This is a genomic window from Dokdonia pacifica (genome assembly GCF_900188275.1).
GTDB classification, from domain to species: domain Bacteria; phylum Bacteroidota; class Bacteroidia; order Flavobacteriales; family Flavobacteriaceae; genus Dokdonia; species Dokdonia pacifica.
Genome location: NZ_FZNY01000006.1, coordinates 66,578 through 84,290 on the forward strand (window position 1 = coordinate 66,578; position 17,713 = coordinate 84,290).

The 17,713-nt window shown below is 34.4% G+C and carries 18 protein-coding genes; 3 read left to right on the plus strand and 15 right to left on the minus strand.

Translation table 11 applies throughout. From position 1 onward, the window contains the following. Positions 1 to 88 precede the first annotated feature (88 nt). The 3 genes from CHB80_RS16855 to CHB80_RS16865 all read right to left on the minus strand — a co-directional run bounded on the left by CHB80_RS16855 (position 89) and on the right by CHB80_RS16865 (position 3,873). The gene (locus tag CHB80_RS16855) at positions 89 to 565 is read right to left on the minus strand and encodes a hypothetical protein (protein ID WP_089372683.1); all 477 of its coding nucleotides are present in this window, start codon (positions 563 to 565) and stop codon (positions 89 to 91) included. Between the two features lie 14 nt (positions 566 to 579). Then, complete coding sequence (locus CHB80_RS16860; RefSeq protein ID WP_089372996.1) at positions 580 to 1,236, minus strand: putative signal transducing protein; 657 nt, start codon at positions 1,234 to 1,236, stop codon at positions 580 to 582. Positions 1,237 to 1,389: 153 nt separating this feature from the next. Continuing rightward, positions 1,390 to 3,873 (minus strand): M14 family metallopeptidase, encoded by a 2,484-nt coding sequence (locus tag CHB80_RS16865; protein WP_089372684.1) that lies wholly within the window; start codon positions 3,871 to 3,873, stop codon positions 1,390 to 1,392. Positions 3,874 to 4,114: 241 nt separating this feature from the next. On the opposite strand from CHB80_RS16865, the gene bshC reads away from it, so the two are divergent. Continuing rightward, positions 4,115 to 5,734 carry a bacillithiol biosynthesis cysteine-adding enzyme BshC gene (gene bshC, locus CHB80_RS16870; RefSeq protein WP_308489842.1) on the plus strand — a complete coding sequence of 540 codons (1,620 nt, stop codon included), beginning with the start codon at positions 4,115 to 4,117 and terminating at the stop codon, positions 5,732 to 5,734. On the opposite strand, the gene CHB80_RS16875 is transcribed toward bshC, so the two are convergent. From CHB80_RS16875 to CHB80_RS16905, 7 genes are all read right to left on the minus strand, one after another. Beyond that, positions 5,724 to 6,179, minus strand: a complete 456-nt coding sequence (locus CHB80_RS16875; RefSeq protein WP_089372686.1) for a tRNA (cytidine(34)-2'-O)-methyltransferase — start codon at positions 6,177 to 6,179, stop codon at positions 5,724 to 5,726. The genes bshC and CHB80_RS16875 overlap by 11 nt on opposite strands. A gap of 157 nt (positions 6,180 to 6,336) precedes the next feature. Beyond that, positions 6,337 to 6,813: a cupin domain-containing protein gene (locus CHB80_RS16880; RefSeq protein ID WP_089372687.1), complete on the minus strand. Its 477-nt coding sequence runs from the start codon at positions 6,811 to 6,813 to the stop codon at positions 6,337 to 6,339. A 163-nt stretch (positions 6,814 to 6,976) separates the two neighbouring features. Then, positions 6,977 to 7,693 (minus strand): gluconate 2-dehydrogenase subunit 3 family protein, encoded by a 717-nt coding sequence (locus CHB80_RS16885; RefSeq protein WP_089372688.1) that lies wholly within the window; start codon positions 7,691 to 7,693, stop codon positions 6,977 to 6,979. 9 nt (positions 7,694 to 7,702) lie between these two features. Further along, positions 7,703 to 8,158 (minus strand): OmpA family protein, encoded by a 456-nt coding sequence (locus tag CHB80_RS16890; RefSeq protein WP_089372689.1) that lies wholly within the window; start codon positions 8,156 to 8,158, stop codon positions 7,703 to 7,705. A gap of 3 nt (positions 8,159 to 8,161) precedes the next feature. Further along, positions 8,162 to 9,880, minus strand: coding sequence for a GMC family oxidoreductase (locus CHB80_RS16895; RefSeq protein ID WP_089372690.1), 1,719 nt, complete (start codon positions 9,878 to 9,880; stop codon positions 8,162 to 8,164). Positions 9,881 to 10,489: 609 nt separating this feature from the next. Continuing rightward, positions 10,490 to 11,503 carry a glycosyltransferase family 2 protein gene (locus tag CHB80_RS16900; protein ID WP_089372691.1) on the minus strand — a complete coding sequence of 338 codons (1,014 nt, stop codon included), beginning with the start codon at positions 11,501 to 11,503 and terminating at the stop codon, positions 10,490 to 10,492. Between the two features lie 88 nt (positions 11,504 to 11,591). Next, on the minus strand, positions 11,592 to 12,587 hold the full coding sequence (locus tag CHB80_RS16905; RefSeq protein ID WP_089372692.1) for an NAD-dependent epimerase/dehydratase family protein: 996 nt from the start codon (positions 12,585 to 12,587) through the stop codon (positions 11,592 to 11,594). 131 nt (positions 12,588 to 12,718) lie between these two features. Here CHB80_RS16905 and CHB80_RS16910 point away from each other — a divergent pair, with 131 nt between their 5' ends. Together CHB80_RS16910 and CHB80_RS16915 are read left to right on the plus strand one after the other, a co-directional pair. Next, positions 12,719 to 12,907, plus strand: a complete 189-nt coding sequence (locus CHB80_RS16910; RefSeq protein WP_089372693.1) for a hypothetical protein — start codon at positions 12,719 to 12,721, stop codon at positions 12,905 to 12,907. Between the two features lie 166 nt (positions 12,908 to 13,073). Next, on the plus strand, positions 13,074 to 13,268 hold the full coding sequence (locus CHB80_RS16915; protein ID WP_089372694.1) for a hypothetical protein: 195 nt from the start codon (positions 13,074 to 13,076) through the stop codon (positions 13,266 to 13,268). A gap of 72 nt (positions 13,269 to 13,340) precedes the next feature. On the opposite strand, the gene CHB80_RS16920 is transcribed toward CHB80_RS16915, so the two are convergent. From CHB80_RS16920 to CHB80_RS16940, 5 genes are all read right to left on the minus strand, one after another. Then, positions 13,341 to 13,811 carry a sterol desaturase family protein gene (locus tag CHB80_RS16920; RefSeq protein WP_089372695.1) on the minus strand — a complete coding sequence of 157 codons (471 nt, stop codon included), beginning with the start codon at positions 13,809 to 13,811 and terminating at the stop codon, positions 13,341 to 13,343. An 8-nt stretch (positions 13,812 to 13,819) separates the two neighbouring features. Next, positions 13,820 to 14,659, minus strand: a complete 840-nt coding sequence (locus CHB80_RS16925; protein ID WP_089372696.1) for a phytoene/squalene synthase family protein — start codon at positions 14,657 to 14,659, stop codon at positions 13,820 to 13,822. A gap of 5 nt (positions 14,660 to 14,664) precedes the next feature. Next, the gene (locus tag CHB80_RS16930; RefSeq protein WP_089372697.1) at positions 14,665 to 16,122 is read right to left on the minus strand and encodes a phytoene desaturase family protein; all 1,458 of its coding nucleotides are present in this window, start codon (positions 16,120 to 16,122) and stop codon (positions 14,665 to 14,667) included. Further along, positions 16,115 to 17,044: a MerR family transcriptional regulator gene (locus tag CHB80_RS16935; protein ID WP_089372698.1), complete on the minus strand. Its 930-nt coding sequence runs from the start codon at positions 17,042 to 17,044 to the stop codon at positions 16,115 to 16,117. The genes CHB80_RS16930 and CHB80_RS16935 overlap by 8 nt, the downstream gene beginning before the upstream one ends. Positions 17,045 to 17,277: 233 nt before the next feature. Beyond that, the gene (locus CHB80_RS16940; RefSeq protein ID WP_089372699.1) at positions 17,278 to 17,709 is read right to left on the minus strand and encodes a hypothetical protein; all 432 of its coding nucleotides are present in this window, start codon (positions 17,707 to 17,709) and stop codon (positions 17,278 to 17,280) included. Between the last annotated feature and the right edge of the window lie 4 nt (positions 17,710 to 17,713).

Consider the following 17,713-nt stretch of genomic DNA (forward strand, 5'->3'; position numbering starts at 1 on the left):
CTTTTATGTAATGTTATTAGTGGCGTTACAAAGATGTATGAGCTTTAAAAATTATAGAATGGATAATTTATGCTTTGACATGGATGATTTAAAAAATGTTTTTCAAGTTATTTAATACTGTTATAAAGTTTTTATCTCTTAGTTCATATTTCTCTTTTCCGTAACTTTTATATAAAAGTGTTATTTCTGCATGATCACTTTTGATGATTATTTTATCTTTTTCAATAATTTGGATGTCGGTTATAACATAGTTGGGAATATTATTCTCTTTAATGGACTGTAAAACATTACTATTATGAAATAAGAATTTAGTACTACGACCTCTATAATAATCATAGCCAGAAATTAAGATGTCTTTTTCGTTATGAAATACCTTCAAATCAATATCATTTAAAATGTGAAGGGAAGAAAACGTAACTTTTCCTATAATTTTAAACTGATATTTATATCTGGTTTCTAAAGTTTTTAAAAAAGTATCAGTAATCTTATTCTTTTTGTGAGTATAAAAAACATTAGATATAATAATTAAGACAAAAACGATAATAAGAGGAGAAACATATATCATGAATTTTCATTTAATTAAAACTCAAGAAAAACTCGAATGAGTAGCGCAAGTGGAATTAAAATAAGGCCTATGTAAAATATATATTTCCCGTGTTTTCTATCTTTTTGAGCATATGAATATACTTTTTGACCATTAGGTAATACTTTTTTAGAAGTCCATAAGAAATACCCTATAATGAGCCCTAAAAAGCCTCCTAGAAATGAAAATACATACCCAGCGATAATCCATGGTTTTTGATTGCCCTCTGGTGCTGCAAGATCTTTTAAACGTTCATTTTTTAAGGAGTTTAGTAAACTTTCGTCAACAGGTTTTCCTCGTTCCAAAAGTATATTTTGAGCAAGCGTATAGTCAAAAGCACTCCACTCATCAGATTTCAATAAGATTTCATAAAGTTCTTCATTTGTAAAATCAAATAGATAATAATCACGATCTATTTCATTAATGATATTTTTTGCATTTTTTTCTAAAAGCTTTGTGGCGGTCTCAAAATCTTCTTGTGGAATGCGTACTTCAACCTCATGTTGTAATGTATTTCCAGAAAATGTGACATCTACAGATGGTACATTATCACCAAGAAGACAAGGAATATTATGATTTTCTAATAGTTCTTTTAGTTCAGTAGCTAATTCTAAATTGGGGAATTTTCTGAATATTGCGTATTGTTCTTCCATAGCTGTTGTGAGCAAATTTCTCAACATATTATATCGTGTAAGATATATCTTTTATGTGAGGTATATAACTGAAAATTCGCCAGAATTTGTATTTTAAAATTTACAAATTCTGGCGAATAGTCAACGTTACGTTAGGTAAAGAACGTGTTATTTTTAGATTCTAAATTTATTATTGTTAGTAAAGAAAACAGCATTGGCAAAAAATAACTTTCCATTTTGCCAGAATGCACGGAATAAAGGATCATCAGCCATATAGATAATACTACCGCGCCCCATACGCTCTTCTCCAAAAACTAGGGATTTTGGCAACCTGTCTTTCGCTGCATCTCCAGCAAAACCAGAAACATTGGTAGGATTTTCTCCAATGTATGCTACATTAAAACCATTATCAAGATATTTATAAGCACTACTTCCTAGTTTTAAGCTGTAATAGGTGTCTCCGTATCCAAAAGCCATCGGATGTGTAGGATCTACAGTAGTTTTAAAAATACTTCCAGTAATAAAATTAGTAACACTTGCTTCCTCACGATCTGCATAAGGAGTTAAGTTTTCTTTTTTGTCTTCTTTCTTCTTATCGTCTCCAGAAGATGTATTTCGCTTTAAGCTAAAACCGCTTTGTCCAGCAAAAGAATTTAATGCATTTCCGGTTGCAATTACTTTTCCGCCTCCACGCACAAAGTCTTTTATACTACTCATAGTGCCTTCATTAAGAACACCTCCATAATATCCATTAGGGATGATGATAATATCAAACTGGTCTAGATTCACACGTCCAATACGATCTGCTTCTATAGAAGTAACTGGGTATTCTAGATTTTGTTCAAAATAATACCAAGTAGCTCCATAGCTTAGCGATGAAGTACCTTCCCCTTTTAATAAAGCTATTTTTGGCGGGTTGATTAATTTTATTTCTGGAGAGCCAAAATCAGGACCTTCTTTAGAAAAACTAGAAGTAGCAGGAATTAATTTTCTGTCATGCGAAGCCGCTACTTTATACACATCACTTACAAAATTTGGATTGTTTTTATTATCGCTTTTAGTAATGATAAGCGATCCGCGATCAAATTTCTGACCACTATTAGTCATAGGTTTTTCTGTAAAACGTACTTTGATACCAGCTTTTAATAAACCTGCAAGGAATTTCGCATCATCCATACTGTCCCATTTTGCGATATAACCAGGAGCATCTATACGTTGTTGATTGACTACCTTCGAAAAAGGATTGCTACTATTTGAACTTACTTTTGAAGTACTAGCAATAGCATCTAGGCCATACGCATGTGGTAAACTCCATGCAGTAATATCATAGGTAAGAGGTGTAGATAGTTTTGCATCTGGTTCAAATAATACCTTCACCATTTTTCCTTTAGGCTGATCAGTCTGAACAATCATAGCAAGATCATAATTCATGCTACCTTGTCCATTATTCGTATAGCTAAAACCACTTGCTTTTCCGTTAATAGCAAACTCATACGTAATTTCGTGGAGATCTAATAAACTCGCTAATGCCATAAGATTGTCTTGTGAGCCTTTTAATACATAACTCTTATACTTTAAATTACGATTGTCAAAAAACTTAGCAAACTCGCTATTTATTTTTGAAGCTGTTTTTGAAGAGATTTCTACCGTAGAAAGCCCCGTAGTTTTATGATGAGCCACACGATCAAAAAGTGTAAGTTCATAGCCTTCATCAGTATTAATCCCTAATCCTGCGCGACCATGACCAGCTTGTTCGTAGGTCATTCCAATAGCCCCCATATAAGTTGGGTAAGTATCTCCATAACTAGGGTATAGTAAATCAAAACGTTCACGTGTAAAAAATAACCATCCCTCTTGATCAAAGTAGCGTGCGTGATTTTGTCCTATTTGTGTTTGGAAATCACGTTGCCAGTCTGATATAATCTCATGAAAAGGCTCGGCGGCTGGCGCAAAATAATAAGGCTCATTAATCCCTTGCTCATGAAAATCTACGTGTACATGAGGTAACCATTTGTTGTATATTTTTAAACGTGCTTTAGACTCTACTTGTGTTGCCCATGCCCAATCACGGTTCAAATCAAATAAATAATGATTTGGTCGACCTCCTGGCCAAGGCTCATTATGTTCTGAAGCTACTTGAGAAGGGTCATAAGGTGTTGAAGCAACTTGGTTGAACCAATTTGCATAACGATCACGCCCGTCTGGATTAATACACGGATCAATAATAACAACCGTATTGTCTAACCAAGCTTTTTTTGTAGTGATAAGTTCATATAATGTCACCATAGATGCTTCTGTACTAGAAGCTTCATTTCCGTGTACGTTATAGGATAACCAAACAATAGCTTTATCTGCAGTTGACGAGGAAGAACCAATACCAGCTTGCGCAAGATTTGCCGTTCGTATATTTTCAAGATTCCCATGATTTGCTTTTGAGGTAACCACTGCATACGTAAGTGGGCGACGCTCATTGGTACGTCCATATTCCTGATACGTTACAAGGTCACTATTTTGAGCAACATGCTCAAAATAACGAACCACATCTGAATGTCGAGAAAATTGAGAGCCAATCTCATATCCTAAAAATTCTGAAGGAGATTGAACCTGTGCTTGAAGTATTCCTGTAAGTAAGAATAGGAATAAAGTGAAATGACGCATAAAAACTTCTTTAAGATAAAAGTTTAAATATACCTATTATAGGAAAATAAATACGTGTTTTTAGACAAATTTAGGTTTTGTAAGTCCTTAAAACTATGTAGGAGATACAAATGCTAACTATGAGAAAAACCAGTTTTAACGATGTATTATATCATGCTATGATTTTCATAGAATGAAATGTAATTTTCATCGATACATTCAGACAGACCATATTATGTAATCATCATCAAAAGACCTATTTTTGAAAGGAAATTGTTATACCAAGATGCAAAAAGACACCATTACGTATTCTGAGACGGGATATTTTTCAAAGCTTATTTGTCATTATCTAGATCAGGATGAACGAGTAACTCCTTTTTATCATAGATTCCCATCATTAGAGAATTTTGAAGCACAGATTATAGAAAAGCAAGCTTGGTTTTCATCGGCTTCTAGGAATGCATTGGTGACCTCTTTAGAAAAACAATACGAACAATTTTCGGTATCTGATGCCACACAATTACATATAGAAAAACTTTCGGCAGCTACGACTTTTACTATTACAACAGGGCACCAGTTAAACCTCTTTACGGGACCGTTGTATTTTTTATATAAGATTATCCATACGATTACGCTTTCGCGAAAGCTAAAACAACAACACCCCAATTATGATTTTGTACCTGTGTATTGGATGGCTACCGAAGATCATGATTTTGATGAAATTAATTACTTCCGATTCAAAGGATCAAAAATTCAATGGAATCGGGAAGATGGTGGTGCTGTAGGCGAACTATCTACCGAAGGTCTTGATGCTGTTTTGGAATTATTTTCGACAGCTTTAGGGAGCTCAAAAAATGCACAATATTTAGCCTCTCTTTTTGAAGAAGCCTATATAAAACATAGTAATCTTGCAGATGCGACGCGATACCTGGCTAATGAGCTTTTTGGTGAATATGGTCTTGTGATTGTAGATGGAAATGATGTAGGTTTAAAAACACTATTTGCACCTTATGTAGAGCGAGAACTATTTGAAGAAGTTGCTCATCAAACAGTAAATTCACAAACAGAAAAACTCACTGCTTTAGGGTATCCAGAACAAGTACACCCTAGAGAAATTAATCTTTTCTATATCATAAAAGGGATTAGAGAGCGTATCATTAGAGATGGCAATGATTTTGTAGTAAATAATACAGAGATTCGTTTTACAGAAACTGAAATTCGTTCTGAATTGCAAGCATATCCTGAGCGCTTTTCTCCAAATGCATTATTGCGCCCTTTATTTCAAGAAATTATTTTACCTAATCTTACCTATATAGGCGGAGGAGGAGAATTGGCTTATTGGTTTCAATTGAAATCTTGTTTTGAAGCAATGGAAGTTCCTTTTCCTATGGTATTGCTTAGGAATTCTGCATTGATCAGAACAGAAAAGCAAAAGAAAAAAACGGAAGCATTATCGATTACAGATTCACAATTGTTTTTAAAACAAAATGAGTTAGTGAATCAGAAAATACGCGCCATTTCAAATATAGATATAGATCTTTCTAAACAACGCCAATTTTTACAAGAGCAGTTTAAAGAAATGCATACTCTTGCTGCCGAGACTGATGCTTCTTTTATAGGCGCTGTCAAAGCACAAGAAGTAAAACAATTAAAAGGGCTTGATCACTTAGAACAACGGTTATTAAGGGCTCAAAAAAGGAAGCTGAAAGATCAGGTGCAACGCGTTGTTGATATTCAAAATGCTGTATTTCCATTACAAAGTTTACAGGAACGCAATACCAATTTTGCAGAATTCTATTTGGAATTTGGAACTGATTTAGTGCCTGCATTACTAGAATGCTTAGATCCTTTAGGTGGAGAATTTACATTAGTTACTTTGTAGATAACTGCCGTATGCCTTCGTAGACTACAATACCAACAGCATTTGCGAGATTTAAACTGCGTATATGCTCACTGTATAAAGGAATTTTGTAAAGTGCCTCTGAGTGCTTCTCAGTAATTTCTTTTGGCAGTCCTTTTGATTCTTTTCCAAAGACTAAGAATAAATTGTCTTGGAATGGAATCTCATAATGAGATTTTGTGCCATGACTGGATAGAAAGGCAAATTTTGCAGAAGCATTTACAGAAAAGAAATCATCGATACTATCATAATAGGTAACCGATAGGTGTTGCCAATAATCTAAACCTGCGCGTTTAAGGCGTGTATCTGTAATTTCAAAACCTAGTGGTTTTACAAGATGTAAACGACATCCAGAACCCAATGCAAGTCTACCAATATTTCCTGTATTATTAGGAATTTCTGGGTGTATAAGAACAATGTTGAGCATAAATTATAACAGTAAGTTATCGTAAGATATGATCTTGCTTATGTGTTGATTTATTTTAAGATTTTTCAAATCATAGCTTAATATATACTTAACTAAATAAGTGCAATATTAAAATGAAACTCTCGTGATTCTACTTTTTAGGTAAATTTCCTTTTATTTAATGATCTCCTAATTTTTTTGCAATGTTATCATAATATTCTTGCGTAACTACTTCAGTCCAAGTTGTTGGTTGTCCACCACCATATAAAGCTAAATAAGTTACATCACTATTCTTAGTTGATGAGTGCCAATGTTCGATATCTTTTTCACATTTAATTAAATCACCTTTTTTTAAAATGACTGGTTTTTTACCTCTTTCTTGATAATATGCTTCTCCATCTACAATTATTAAGACTTGAGCAGAACTATGTTTGTGCCAATCTAACGTTGAATTTGCTTTAAAGGTAGCTTTTGTGATATTGTAACCTAATTCAGTGTCATCGTGAATAATTGCATTTAACCAAGCTTCCCCTATATAATGAGTATTTGGAGCTTTTATTCCTTCTGTAAAATATGAGGAAACTTTATAGTCAGCATCTTGGGAAAACCCAGATAAAGAATTTAAAATTAACAGTGCTAAAATTATTTTTTTCATTTTGATAATTTATTAAATATTTATTTTTAAAAATAATACCAAATTTACATTTTCAATATCCTAAAGGGATGGAAAATTTTTAATCATGACAAGATTGAGAAAAAGTCCACCCTTCAGGGTAGGGGAAAAAGCTTTTTCGGATTTTTGGTGCGTTTTAACTAAATCAAGTCAATAAATTCCCATGTTCATCCCATTTTGCGATGTCTCCGCGTTTACTTTGATCAATGCATTTTGCAATCCATTCTGGATCATAGGCAACACCATGCTGATCGAGTACGTCTTGTGGTACACCATCCCAAACATTAGGTTGATTTCCTTTGTAACCTAAGTCTTTGATTCCCCACTCAGAAGTGTAGTAACCTGTCATGGTAAGATTTCGCATCAAACTAAACCATTGAATTTCAAAAGGACGTTTTCTAGACGGAACCTCAGGATCGTAAAAAGCAATGGGATCTAAGATTTGCTTTTGTTGCGAAAGCTCTAGGGATTTGAACTCCTTATTAAATAACTCAAGCGATTGGTTGTCAAGCCACAATAAACCACCCAATAAGGTGTTTTGCATTCTTGGCATGTCTTTGCCAATAAACTCTATAAATTCAGGAACACCAGCTTCTAATGGGCCTCCTACTTCAGGTTTTGGAGGTAAAATTACTTCGCTTAATACAGCAATAGTTTCTAATTCATGCTCATTAAAAAGTTGTTCGGCATTCAGTTTTTCTATGCGTTCTAATTCTTCTGGAGTTCGTCCAAAAAAACCATCGGCGCTTTCAATAATTTGTTCTTCTAATGCAGGTTCTCCTTCACTTACACAACTGTGTAAGCCAAGGCTTATGGCGCCTGCGCCTAGTAACATGGTTTGTATACTTTGTCTTCTGTCCATAACCAACAGTTATTTTTTTATTATATAAATTTCTACTCTCTGATTTTTTGAATCATTTTTTAAGGAGCTAACAGGTTGAGTATCTCTATTATCATTTATTTCAATATTTCCTATTTTGAATCCTAATTCTTCCATCAAAGTTGCTATTTTTTCTGCTCGTTTTAATGATAGTTTACTATCTCTTAGTAATTCATTTGTATTACAATGACTACTTAACTCTATAGAGTGAATGTTATTTTCTAGGAGTATGTTAGTAAAAAATCTTAATGAATCTTTATGAGGGTATTCAATAGAATACGTCTCAAAATAAAATACAGGTAATCGTGTCTCATTATTAATACAGTTTGAAATTTCTAATTCTTTTCCTGTTTCTTTGCTCGTTACTTTAATTGTATTTTGAGAAATTACTTGATGTCCTATTAATAAGTAAGTAAAGAATAATAAAGTACTAATTCTATTTTTCATTACTTAAATATTCTGTTGTTTCAACTGCTCAATAATATAGTCTGATGCTCTCCAAGAGAGTGCCAATATGGTCCATGTACAGTTTTTATCTGCTTGGGAAACAAAAGGCCCGGCATCTACAATAAATACATTGTCTACATCGTGCAGTTGATTAAACTTATTAGTTACTGATGTTTTAGGATCATTCCCCATACGGGTAGTTCCTACTTCGTGTATGATTTCACCGGGTTTATTTAAACCGTTGTCAGGTCCTCCAGGTCTGTCACCTAATACTTGCCCACCCATATTATGGATAATTTCTTCAAAAGTATCTTGCATATGAGTCGCTTGTTTACGCTCTAAATCACTCCACTTGTAATTAAATTTGAGTACTGGAATTCCAAATTGATCAACAGTAGTTTCATCAATTTCACAGTAATTATCTTTACGGGCAACTCCTTCGCCACGACCAGCCATTCCGACAACAGCTCCATAATATTTCTTCACATCATCTCGTAAGACATCGCCATATCCGCCTACTTTAGTTCCAAAGAATTTATTGAATTCATTGGCATTAAATCCAAAACCATAACTAGGCATTCCCATACCTCCCCAGACTTCAATATGATATCCTCTTGGGAAATCTAGTTGAGAGTTGTCACCCCACCAAGGTGAGTAGACATGCAGTCCGCCGACACCATCTTCATTGTAAGAAGGTTTTCTATTCATTAACTGAGGAATAAAACCTGAGCGACTAGACCCTGTAGAATCATGTAAATATTTACCCACCACATCAGAACTATTTCCTAAGCCATTAGGATGCTGAGGACTTTTACTATTCAATAATATACGAGCAGAGCTACAAGCAGAAGCAGCTAGTACAACCACACGAGCTTTTAATTTATATTCTCTACGATCATCTTTACTAATGTACGATACCCCTGTTGCTTTTCCTTCTTCATTTGTTGTCACTTCACGTACGACACAGTTGGTATATAAGCGCACTTTTCCGCCACTTTTTTGAGCTGGAAAAATAAGGCAACTTCCTGAAGAAAAATCGGCATAAGCAGAGCAAGAACGTGCACATTGCCCACAGTAAAAGCATACCCCACGATCATTATTTATTCGTTTGGTAAGCATAGACATTCTACTAGGAATCACAGGAATTCCAGATTTTCTGGCGCCTTGTATATAAAAAAGTTCGTGTAATCTTGGTTTAGGAGGCGGTAAAAAGAACCCATCAGGATCATTTTCTAGCCCTTCATTAGTACCAAAAACACCAATGAGTTTATCTACTTTATCATAATAGGGTTTGACATCTTCATACCCTATAGGCCAATCTTCTCCATATCCATCGCGTGTTTTTCCTTTAAAATCTTTAGGCCCAAAACGTAAAGAGATCCGTCCCCAGTGATTGGTACGTCCTCCTAGCATATGCGATCGAAACCAACGGAACTCGGTTCCTGGTTCATGCGTATACGGTTCTCCTTCTATCTCCCAGCCGCCATATGCCATATCAAATTCCCCAAAAGGACGATCTGTTCCCGCACCTCTTCTAGGCGATTGATGGGGCCATTTCATTTGTGTCATTGTTTTGGGATCGGCGGGATCAAAAAAGGGACCTGCTTCTACAACAGCAACATTAAAACCTGCGTCTGCTAATTGTTTGGTGGCCATACCGCCACCAGCACCAGAACCTACAATGATCACATCATAAATTTCGGAAGATTCTTTTATTTGCATAGGATTGGAATAGTTTCCCCTAAAATACTAAAAAAAGAGTCAAGAAGAATTTACTTTTTCGCTTTCGCGAAAATGTATGCTGTTTAAGGGTTTAAGGGTTTAAGGGTTTAAGGGTTTAAGGGTTTAAGGGTTTAAGGGTTTAAGGGTTTAAGGGTTTAAGGGTTTAAGGGTTTAAGGGTTTAAAAAAGATATATAAGATACAAAGAATAGGATTCGTTTCTTCAATGGAACTACATAGATTATGTTAGATGATTGAGTGATTTTCGCTTTTCGCGAAAATAGTATCGAAATTATCTGTTAGAAATAGAGTAACACTCTATTTTATGTGCTAAAAAAACTCATTTCTATAGAGAGGGAAGGGTGGGTGATCTCTCAACTGCGCTTGAGATGACTAGTTCTGTCATTTCGAGGGAAACGTAGTGGCGAGAAATCGCATAACAGTGAGTACGTCTAGGTTGACTTGTTTGAGATCTTGTTAGCTACTTTTCTGAGCTAGCCTATGTGATCTCTCGACTGCGCTCGAGATGACTCATCTTTTGTGAAGTGTATGTAATGATGCTGTTTTTTCTCACCCTTTGGGAGAGATGTCCGTAGGACAGAGAGGGAAGATTATGCAAAAAACCAATAATCTTCTACGGGTTTTTTGGTCCATTTTTGGAGGTGTTCTAAAATTTCTTTCTTCCCATCTGGGGACGAAACAACAATAAGGATTTGTGGATTTTCTATGGTTGGAATAGCTTCAAAAGACTGCATGCGTACCTCATAAATATCTTTGCCTATCTGTTTTGAATTATTAGATACCCAATGGAATGTATCTTGGTACGACTGTAAGATTTTTGCCATATCTTTTCCATTACGACCAGCACCCCAAAGTACCAAGGGTCTACTATAATCTCGATCGATCTCGTAAAAAAAACGCATTTTTAAATCAAAATAACGATTGTCTTTATATTCCTCCCACGTTCGGGATATTCTATTAGAGCGATCTCTCCAGTGATGTAAAATAACATTTATTCCCATAACTTTTAAACCATGACGATACATTCTAAAACAGAGATCATAATCTTCTGGATATACAATGGGATTAAAAGCACCTACGGCATCAAAATCTTCTTTATGGATAAGCCAGCAATGTGAAGGAATCACACATTCCTTATAAATTTGTTGGTAATGAGTACTTGTTTTGGCTACTTCATTCAGCCAGCGTTCATAGCGTAAAAAACCATCTCCTACTTCACCTTCGTCTACAAAATGTTCGGTGCCTCCAGCAATGACATGACCTTTGCCGTATTTATGCCACTCATCTACGAGTACTTGAATTTTGTAGTCTGGCATTTTGTCGTCAGAGTCCATTCTATTAATGAGTGTGCCTTTAACTTCTCGATATCCGTATTGTAAGGTCGGAATAAGTTTAGGCGTATCACTATGAAATACACGTATTCTTGAGTCCGCTTTCGCGAAAGCGTCCAAAATATCAGGCGTAGCATCGGTACTATGATCATTTACGGCAATGAGTTCCCAGTTTTGATAGGTTTGTGCTATGATAGAATCGATACAGTCGTGTAAATACGGAGCCGTGTCTTTTACGGCCATGATAATAGAAACGAGGGGTTCTGGATTCATAGATTTATAATTTTCGCTTTCGCGAAAGTAACTAAAGCTTCTAATATAGTCATAAGAAATGCTCAAGATAAAAGAGAGAATTTGCACGTTATGACTTCCAAGACTCAGGTAAGTTTTTAGTAATCTCTATGTTTTCAAATGTACTACTTTCTCTAGCGCCATGACTGTATACCCAATCTACCATTTTTAAGATGCCTTCTTGTAAAGGAGTTTCTGGCGAAGGATTAAAAATGGATGAAAATTTGGAATGGTCTGAATAGGCATGAACAACTTCTTCTCGTTGTTCGAGATGTTCTATATGTACTTCTGTTTTCATTGCCGTAGCAATTTCTTGTGCTAAGGTATTGACGGTAGTAGGAATGTCACTTCCTATATTAAAGGTTTGATTATACGCTTTCGCGAAAGCGGGAGCCTTTGCTATATAAGGCGCAACATCATCTATATAGGTGAACGCACGACTTTGATTGCCATCTCCAAAAACAGTTAATGATTTATTTTGAAGGATTTGATTCATGAAAATACCCACCACATTACGATACTTATCTCCGATATTTTGATTCGGACCATATACATTGTGAGGTCTAAAAGTGATATAATTTAATCCAAAGAGCTTATGCGCATTCTCAAGATCCATCTCTACGGCATATTTGGCAATGCCATACGGATCTTCGGGTTGTGGTTTTTGTTGTTCCTGTAAAGGAAGCTTCTGATCTCCATATACAGCAATAGAAGAAGTAAACACAAAACATTTGATAGCGTGATTTACAGATGCATTAATGAGGTTGATACTTCCTATAAGATTGTTTTGGTAATTAAACTTGCGAATAAAATGACTCAAGCCTTCTGCGGCATAGGCGGCTAGATGATATACATAATCAAATGTGTATTCCTCAAAAAGAGCATTGACGAGTTGTGTATCTGTAATAGCGCCTTCTTTAAAAATAGCTTTAGGATGTACATTTTCTTTAAAACCACCAGAAAGGTCGTCTAAAACAATCACTTTATGATTTTGCTGTATAAGATGTGTGACGACATGAGAACCTATAAAACCTGCGCCTCCAGTAACTAAAGAAGTGTATTGCATATTACAAACTTACGAATAAGCAATAGAGTACTAAAGTGTAATTGTGTACAAAAAAAGAAATGAAATTATAGAATTATTTGAATTACAGTAAATAATGTATAACTTTATAAAAACCTTAAAATCAAAATATTATGAAAAAACTATCATTGATTTCTGGCGCTGTTACTTTAAACAGCAAACAACAAAAAGATGTTTTAGGGGGTGCAGGCGGTGGTCCAGATGGAGAGGCTATGGTATGCGGGTGTGATTGTGCAGGAAATGTTACAGGGCCTTCTTATTGCTCTTTTATTATATCCTGTCCTCAGATATATACTTGCTAGCTACTATATTTTAAGTTGTTAGAAAATGCTTGTAATGGAAACACTACAAGCATTTTTTTAGTTTTTGCATATGATAAAATTGTTAAAGAAAATAAATCAAGTACGTTTCTATTTGAATTGCAGTAAATTATATATAACTTTATAAAAACCTTAAAATCATAAGATTATGAAAAAACTAACAGCAATTACAGGAGCTACTATTCTAAGTGGTAAACAACAAAAAGACATTATAGGAGGTGTTAGTGGTGATCCAGATTTATCTAAATGCGGATGCGATTGTGCAGGACGTGTTACGGGTCCATTTTACTGCTCTTTTTATATGGGATGTCCGCAAGTATATACGTGTGATGATGACTCTTAGAATGTAGTTATAAGAAGTAAAAGGAAAGCCTGTACGATATGTACAGGCTTTTTATATGTAGTATATTTTCTTTTATTTTTTTACTTGTGCTTTTGCTTGCTTGAAATATTTGATAGGAGGGAAGAGCATTCCAAAGGATTCTCCGTCGTGTTTTCCTAAATGTTTATGATGCATTTTGTGTGCACGTCTTAAAGCTTTTCCATACCAACCATCAGCATTTCTAAATAATTTAAAACGCTGGTGTATAAAAATATCGTGTACCATAAAATAAGCAACACCGTAAGCAAAAATTCCTAAGCCAATAGGAAGTCCAGCCCAAAAACCTTCATAACGCCATAATAAGAAGCATCCAATACTTATTAAGGCATAAAAGATAAAGAACAGGTCATTGCGTTCCCACCAAGAATCATGTTTTTTATGATGGTGATCTTTATGTACTGACCACATAAAACCATGCATTACATATTTATGGGTAAACCAAGCCATAAATTCCATGATACAAAATGTGATTAAAAAAATTGAAATCCAAAGAAAGGTTTGCATTGTATAACTTAAATAAGATTTAAACGATATTTTACATAACTACGTGCCAATAGACTCACTTTTACATGATCTGGCACACGTATTCTGCTATTTTTAATTTCTGAGGAAGGAACACGCTTTAGCTTAATTAATAGTTGTTTGTAATATCTATAAGCTGCGTATACGCCAAACTTTGCTTCTATTGGTAATTTATGAATACCTTCAAGTCCTTTTTCAAAATCTTCTTCTATTTCTTTAATGATGCGTTGTTTGGATTCCTCATCAAGTTCTTGAAGATTTGTGTTTGGAAAATACGTTCTGCTCAATCCTTCAAAATCTGCTTTCAAATCTCGTAAAAAATTTACTTTCTGGAAAGCAGAACCTAAACTCATTGCACTTTCTTTGAGCGCATCGTATCGCTCTTTATCTCCTTTTACGAAAACAGTAAGACACATAAGCCCTACAACATCTGCCGATCCATAAATATATTCTTTGTATTCTTCGTCCGTAAGATAATCAGACTTGGTAAGGTCTAAACGCATACTCTTCATAAAAGCATCAATAAGGTGCTTTTCTATATGGTATTTATGAACGGTTTCTTGAAAGGCATTTAAGATAGGGTTTAGACTTATTTTATCTGTTAATGCATGTTCTAGGTCTTGCTCAAATCTTTCAAAAAGAATTGCCTTATCATAGTCGTGAAAAGAATCTACGATTTCGTCTGCAAAACGTACAAAGCCATAAATATTATAAATATCCTGTCTAATGACAGGAGACAGCATTTTTGTAGCACTTGAAAATGACGTGCTATATGACTTGGTTACGGTCATTGCACACTTTCTGGATACGATGTCAAATAGTGATTTCATGATTCTTAGTTGTTTTTGGCTATTAATTGTGCAGTGAGTTTTCCTGATATTAATGCAGGAGGAACTCCAGGGCCAGGAACAGTGAGCTGTCCTGTAAAGTACAAATTTTTAACCTTTTTACTTTTAAGTTTAGGTCTCAGAAATGCGGTTTGTGACAGTGTATTTGCCATACCGTATGCATTTCCTTTATAGGAGTTGTATTCTTTTACAAAATCATTTACACAAAATGATTCTTTAAATAAGATATGCTTTTTAAAGTCTTGCCCAGAAAGTCGTTCTAAGCGCTCCATGATGATATCAAAATATTGATTTCGTAGGGCTTCCGTATCTTCTACACCAGGAGCAATAGGAATTAAGAAGAAGCCATTTTCCTTTCCTTTAGGTGCCATTGTCTCATCATTTATAGATGGAAAATTTGCATAAAATAAAGGTTCTTTAGGCCATGCAAGATCATCATAGATAGTACGCGCATGCTCATCAAAATCGGTATCAAAAAACAGATTGTGATGCGCTACGGCATCAAATTTTTTATCAAAACCAACATAAAATAATAAAGAAGAAGGCGCAAATGTCTTTTTGTCCCAATAGGCTTCAGAGTATTGCCTGTCTTTTTCAGAAAGTAATGTTTCAGAATGATGATAGTCTGCACCAGAGACGACAATATCTACTTTATGGAATGTACCATTTACTTCAAGTCCTTTTACATTTCCGTTTTCTACATTTATTTTTGTAGCAGGGCTATCGGTATGCATTGTAACTCCTAATGATTTTGCAAGATCAATCATTCCCTTAATCACCATATGCATACCCCCTTTAGGATGCCAGGTTCCTAAACCAAAATCTGCATAATTCATAAAGCGATAAAATGCAGGAGTTTTGTTTGGTTTTGCGCCTAGGAATAATACAGGGAACTCTAATATAGAAACTAGTTTTTCGTTTTTAAATGCTTTTCGAACATCATCGCTAATCGTTCTAAAAAACTGATCAACACGCACAGCTGTTTCTGGAGTGACTAATTCAAAAGGAGAGATGCCTGGTTTGTTTACCACATCATTAATAGCAATGTCATAATTCACACCTGCCTTTTTGATGAATTTTTTTAATGCTGGCGAACTTCCAGGTTCTATGCGTTCAAATTCTACGGCTATTTTGTCTAGGGTATCTCCTATGGTTACAATTTCATCCTGGAACCATACTTGGTAGGCAGGATTTAATTTTTCTAAATCATAAAAATCAGAGACATCTTTGCCAAAATCTTTGAAGAATTTATCAAAAATATCTGGCATCCAATACCAGCTTGGTCCCATGTCAAAAGTAAACCCGTCTCTTTTATATTGACGTGCTCTACCTCCTAATGTGCTGTTTTTTTCAAATACCTCTACAGTGTTACCTTCTTTTGCAAGATAGCATGCAGCTGCTAGTGAAGAAAATCCAGAACCAATAATGGCAATGTGTTTAGACATATTTTGCAGCAGATTTATTAATAAGGTTTACAAATTCTCTAATACTCATCATGACTCTAATATTCTGAGGAACGGTTCTTTCATCAATCGTATTGGTCATACTTCCTAATACATATAGATGTAAGTTTTGTTTTCCAAATAACTTATTAAAATCCTTGAAGTACTGTGGGATTTCTTCTTTAGCTGGTTGTACCGTAAAATACGTGACAAATGCTAAGTTAGGATGGTTTATGGATAAATACTTGAGGTTTTCAAGCATAATACTTTGTCCTAAATAAATCACTTTATATCCATGAGAAACAATCTCATAATTAAGGAACAAAAGTCCTAATTCGTGAATTTCATTTTCAGGAAGGTATAAGGCAAAGGTTCTATCATTACGAGGTAATGTCTCACGTTGTTTCTTTTCAATATTGATTAAAATCTTTTGCTTAATCAAGTTGAAAATAAAATGTTCATGAGATGGATTAATCGTATCTGTTTGCCATAATAATCCTATTTCGTGTAATAAAGGGAGGAAAGACTCATAAAAAATCTCCTCAAAGCTTTTGACTTCAAGAAGGGAATTATAGGTTTTATAAAATAGGTTTTGATCAAAATTCATCATGGCAATCTTAAACGAATTGATGGCATGATTTTGATTGCTGACACTTTTTTCTGATACAATTTGTGCTACAATAGCTGCAATTTCTGTCGAAGAATATTGTGCTATTTTAGAAATCTTATACCTGTTTTCTGTAAGAAATACGACATTTAGTAATTTTTGAAGATCACTAAGAGCGTAGGTTCTAATATTCGTAGTAGTACGTTCAGGTTGTAAAAGATTATATCTTTTTTCCCAGATACGTATCGTATGTGCTTTAATACCACTAAGACTTTCGAGGTCTTTAATGCTAAATTTAGTCTTTACTACATTATCCATAAGCATTTTTTAACATCTCAAATTTAAACAATAAGTTTCTTTTGTTTAACAAAAGTTAGTTAAAATTTAAACAAAACTGAAAATCAATAGATTTACGCTTTCGCGAAAGCGTATAAATAAAATTAACTATATGATTTATAATTGATAATCAACTTGTCACCTCTTAAAGAAGTTTTTTTAATTTGATATAGTAGTAATATTTGGATTTAGATACTCGAAAAAGTATTGTTGTGTTAGCTGTTATCTTCTGTTGATTTTTTGCGAAACATCTTATCATATATTATCAAAATATACTTAGCAGCTTCCTCAGGAGGGAGGTCTTCTATAATTGCAAGTGAGACATCCATTAAGTTTTTTTCTGCCCATAATTTCCTAAGCCAAACTATTATACCTAATAAGGAGAATATTGACCCTCCTAAAACAACGCTCATTGTTGTAGGTTCGTCTCTATAGTAAATGGCAAAATAAACTCCTAAAAAGAAAAGAATGCATAAGAGAACAATCGAAATGATTAATATAGAATTATTGAATTTTGATTGTTTTATTAATCTTTCTTTTAATGTATTTGTATTACTTGGTGCCTGCTGTTGCCCACCCATAGAACCAAGATCTGAAATTTTACTTTCATCCAAGTATTTCTTAAATATGTTTTTTAATGTGCTCATTGTG

Excerpts from the sequence above, each read along its gene's own strand:
- CHB80_RS16855 (WP_089372683.1), bottom strand. The coding sequence starts at position 565 with ATGATATATGTTTCTCCTCTTATTATCGTTTTTGTCTTAATTATTATA.
- CHB80_RS16860 (WP_089372996.1), bottom strand. The coding sequence starts at position 1,236 with ATGGAAGAACAATACGCAATATTCAGAAAATTCCCCAATTTAGAATTA.
- CHB80_RS16865 (WP_089372684.1), bottom strand. The coding sequence starts at position 3,873 with ATGCGTCATTTCACTTTATTCCTATTCTTACTTACAGGAATACTTCAA.
- CHB80_RS16875 (WP_089372686.1), bottom strand. The coding sequence starts at position 6,179 with ATGCTCAACATTGTTCTTATACACCCAGAAATTCCTAATAATACAGGA.
- CHB80_RS16880 (WP_089372687.1), bottom strand. The coding sequence starts at position 6,813 with ATGAAAAAAATAATTTTAGCACTGTTAATTTTAAATTCTTTATCTGGG.
- CHB80_RS16885 (WP_089372688.1), bottom strand. The coding sequence starts at position 7,693 with ATGGACAGAAGACAAAGTATACAAACCATGTTACTAGGCGCAGGCGCC.
- CHB80_RS16890 (WP_089372689.1), bottom strand. The coding sequence starts at position 8,158 with ATGAAAAATAGAATTAGTACTTTATTATTCTTTACTTACTTATTAATA.
- CHB80_RS16895 (WP_089372690.1), bottom strand. The coding sequence starts at position 9,880 with ATGCAAATAAAAGAATCTTCCGAAATTTATGATGTGATCATTGTAGGT.
- CHB80_RS16900 (WP_089372691.1), bottom strand. The coding sequence starts at position 11,503 with ATGAATCCAGAACCCCTCGTTTCTATTATCATGGCCGTAAAAGACACG.
- CHB80_RS16905 (WP_089372692.1), bottom strand. The coding sequence starts at position 12,587 with ATGCAATACACTTCTTTAGTTACTGGAGGCGCAGGTTTTATAGGTTCT.
- CHB80_RS16910 (WP_089372693.1), top strand. The coding sequence starts at position 12,719 with ATGAAAAAACTATCATTGATTTCTGGCGCTGTTACTTTAAACAGCAAA.
- CHB80_RS16915 (WP_089372694.1), top strand. The coding sequence starts at position 13,074 with ATGAAAAAACTAACAGCAATTACAGGAGCTACTATTCTAAGTGGTAAA.
- CHB80_RS16920 (WP_089372695.1), bottom strand. The coding sequence starts at position 13,811 with ATGCAAACCTTTCTTTGGATTTCAATTTTTTTAATCACATTTTGTATC.
- CHB80_RS16925 (WP_089372696.1), bottom strand. The coding sequence starts at position 14,659 with ATGAAATCACTATTTGACATCGTATCCAGAAAGTGTGCAATGACCGTA.
- CHB80_RS16930 (WP_089372697.1), bottom strand. The coding sequence starts at position 16,122 with ATGTCTAAACACATTGCCATTATTGGTTCTGGATTTTCTTCACTAGCA.
- CHB80_RS16935 (WP_089372698.1), bottom strand. The coding sequence starts at position 17,044 with ATGGATAATGTAGTAAAGACTAAATTTAGCATTAAAGACCTCGAAAGT.
- CHB80_RS16940 (WP_089372699.1), bottom strand. The coding sequence starts at position 17,709 with ATGAGCACATTAAAAAACATATTTAAGAAATACTTGGATGAAAGTAAA.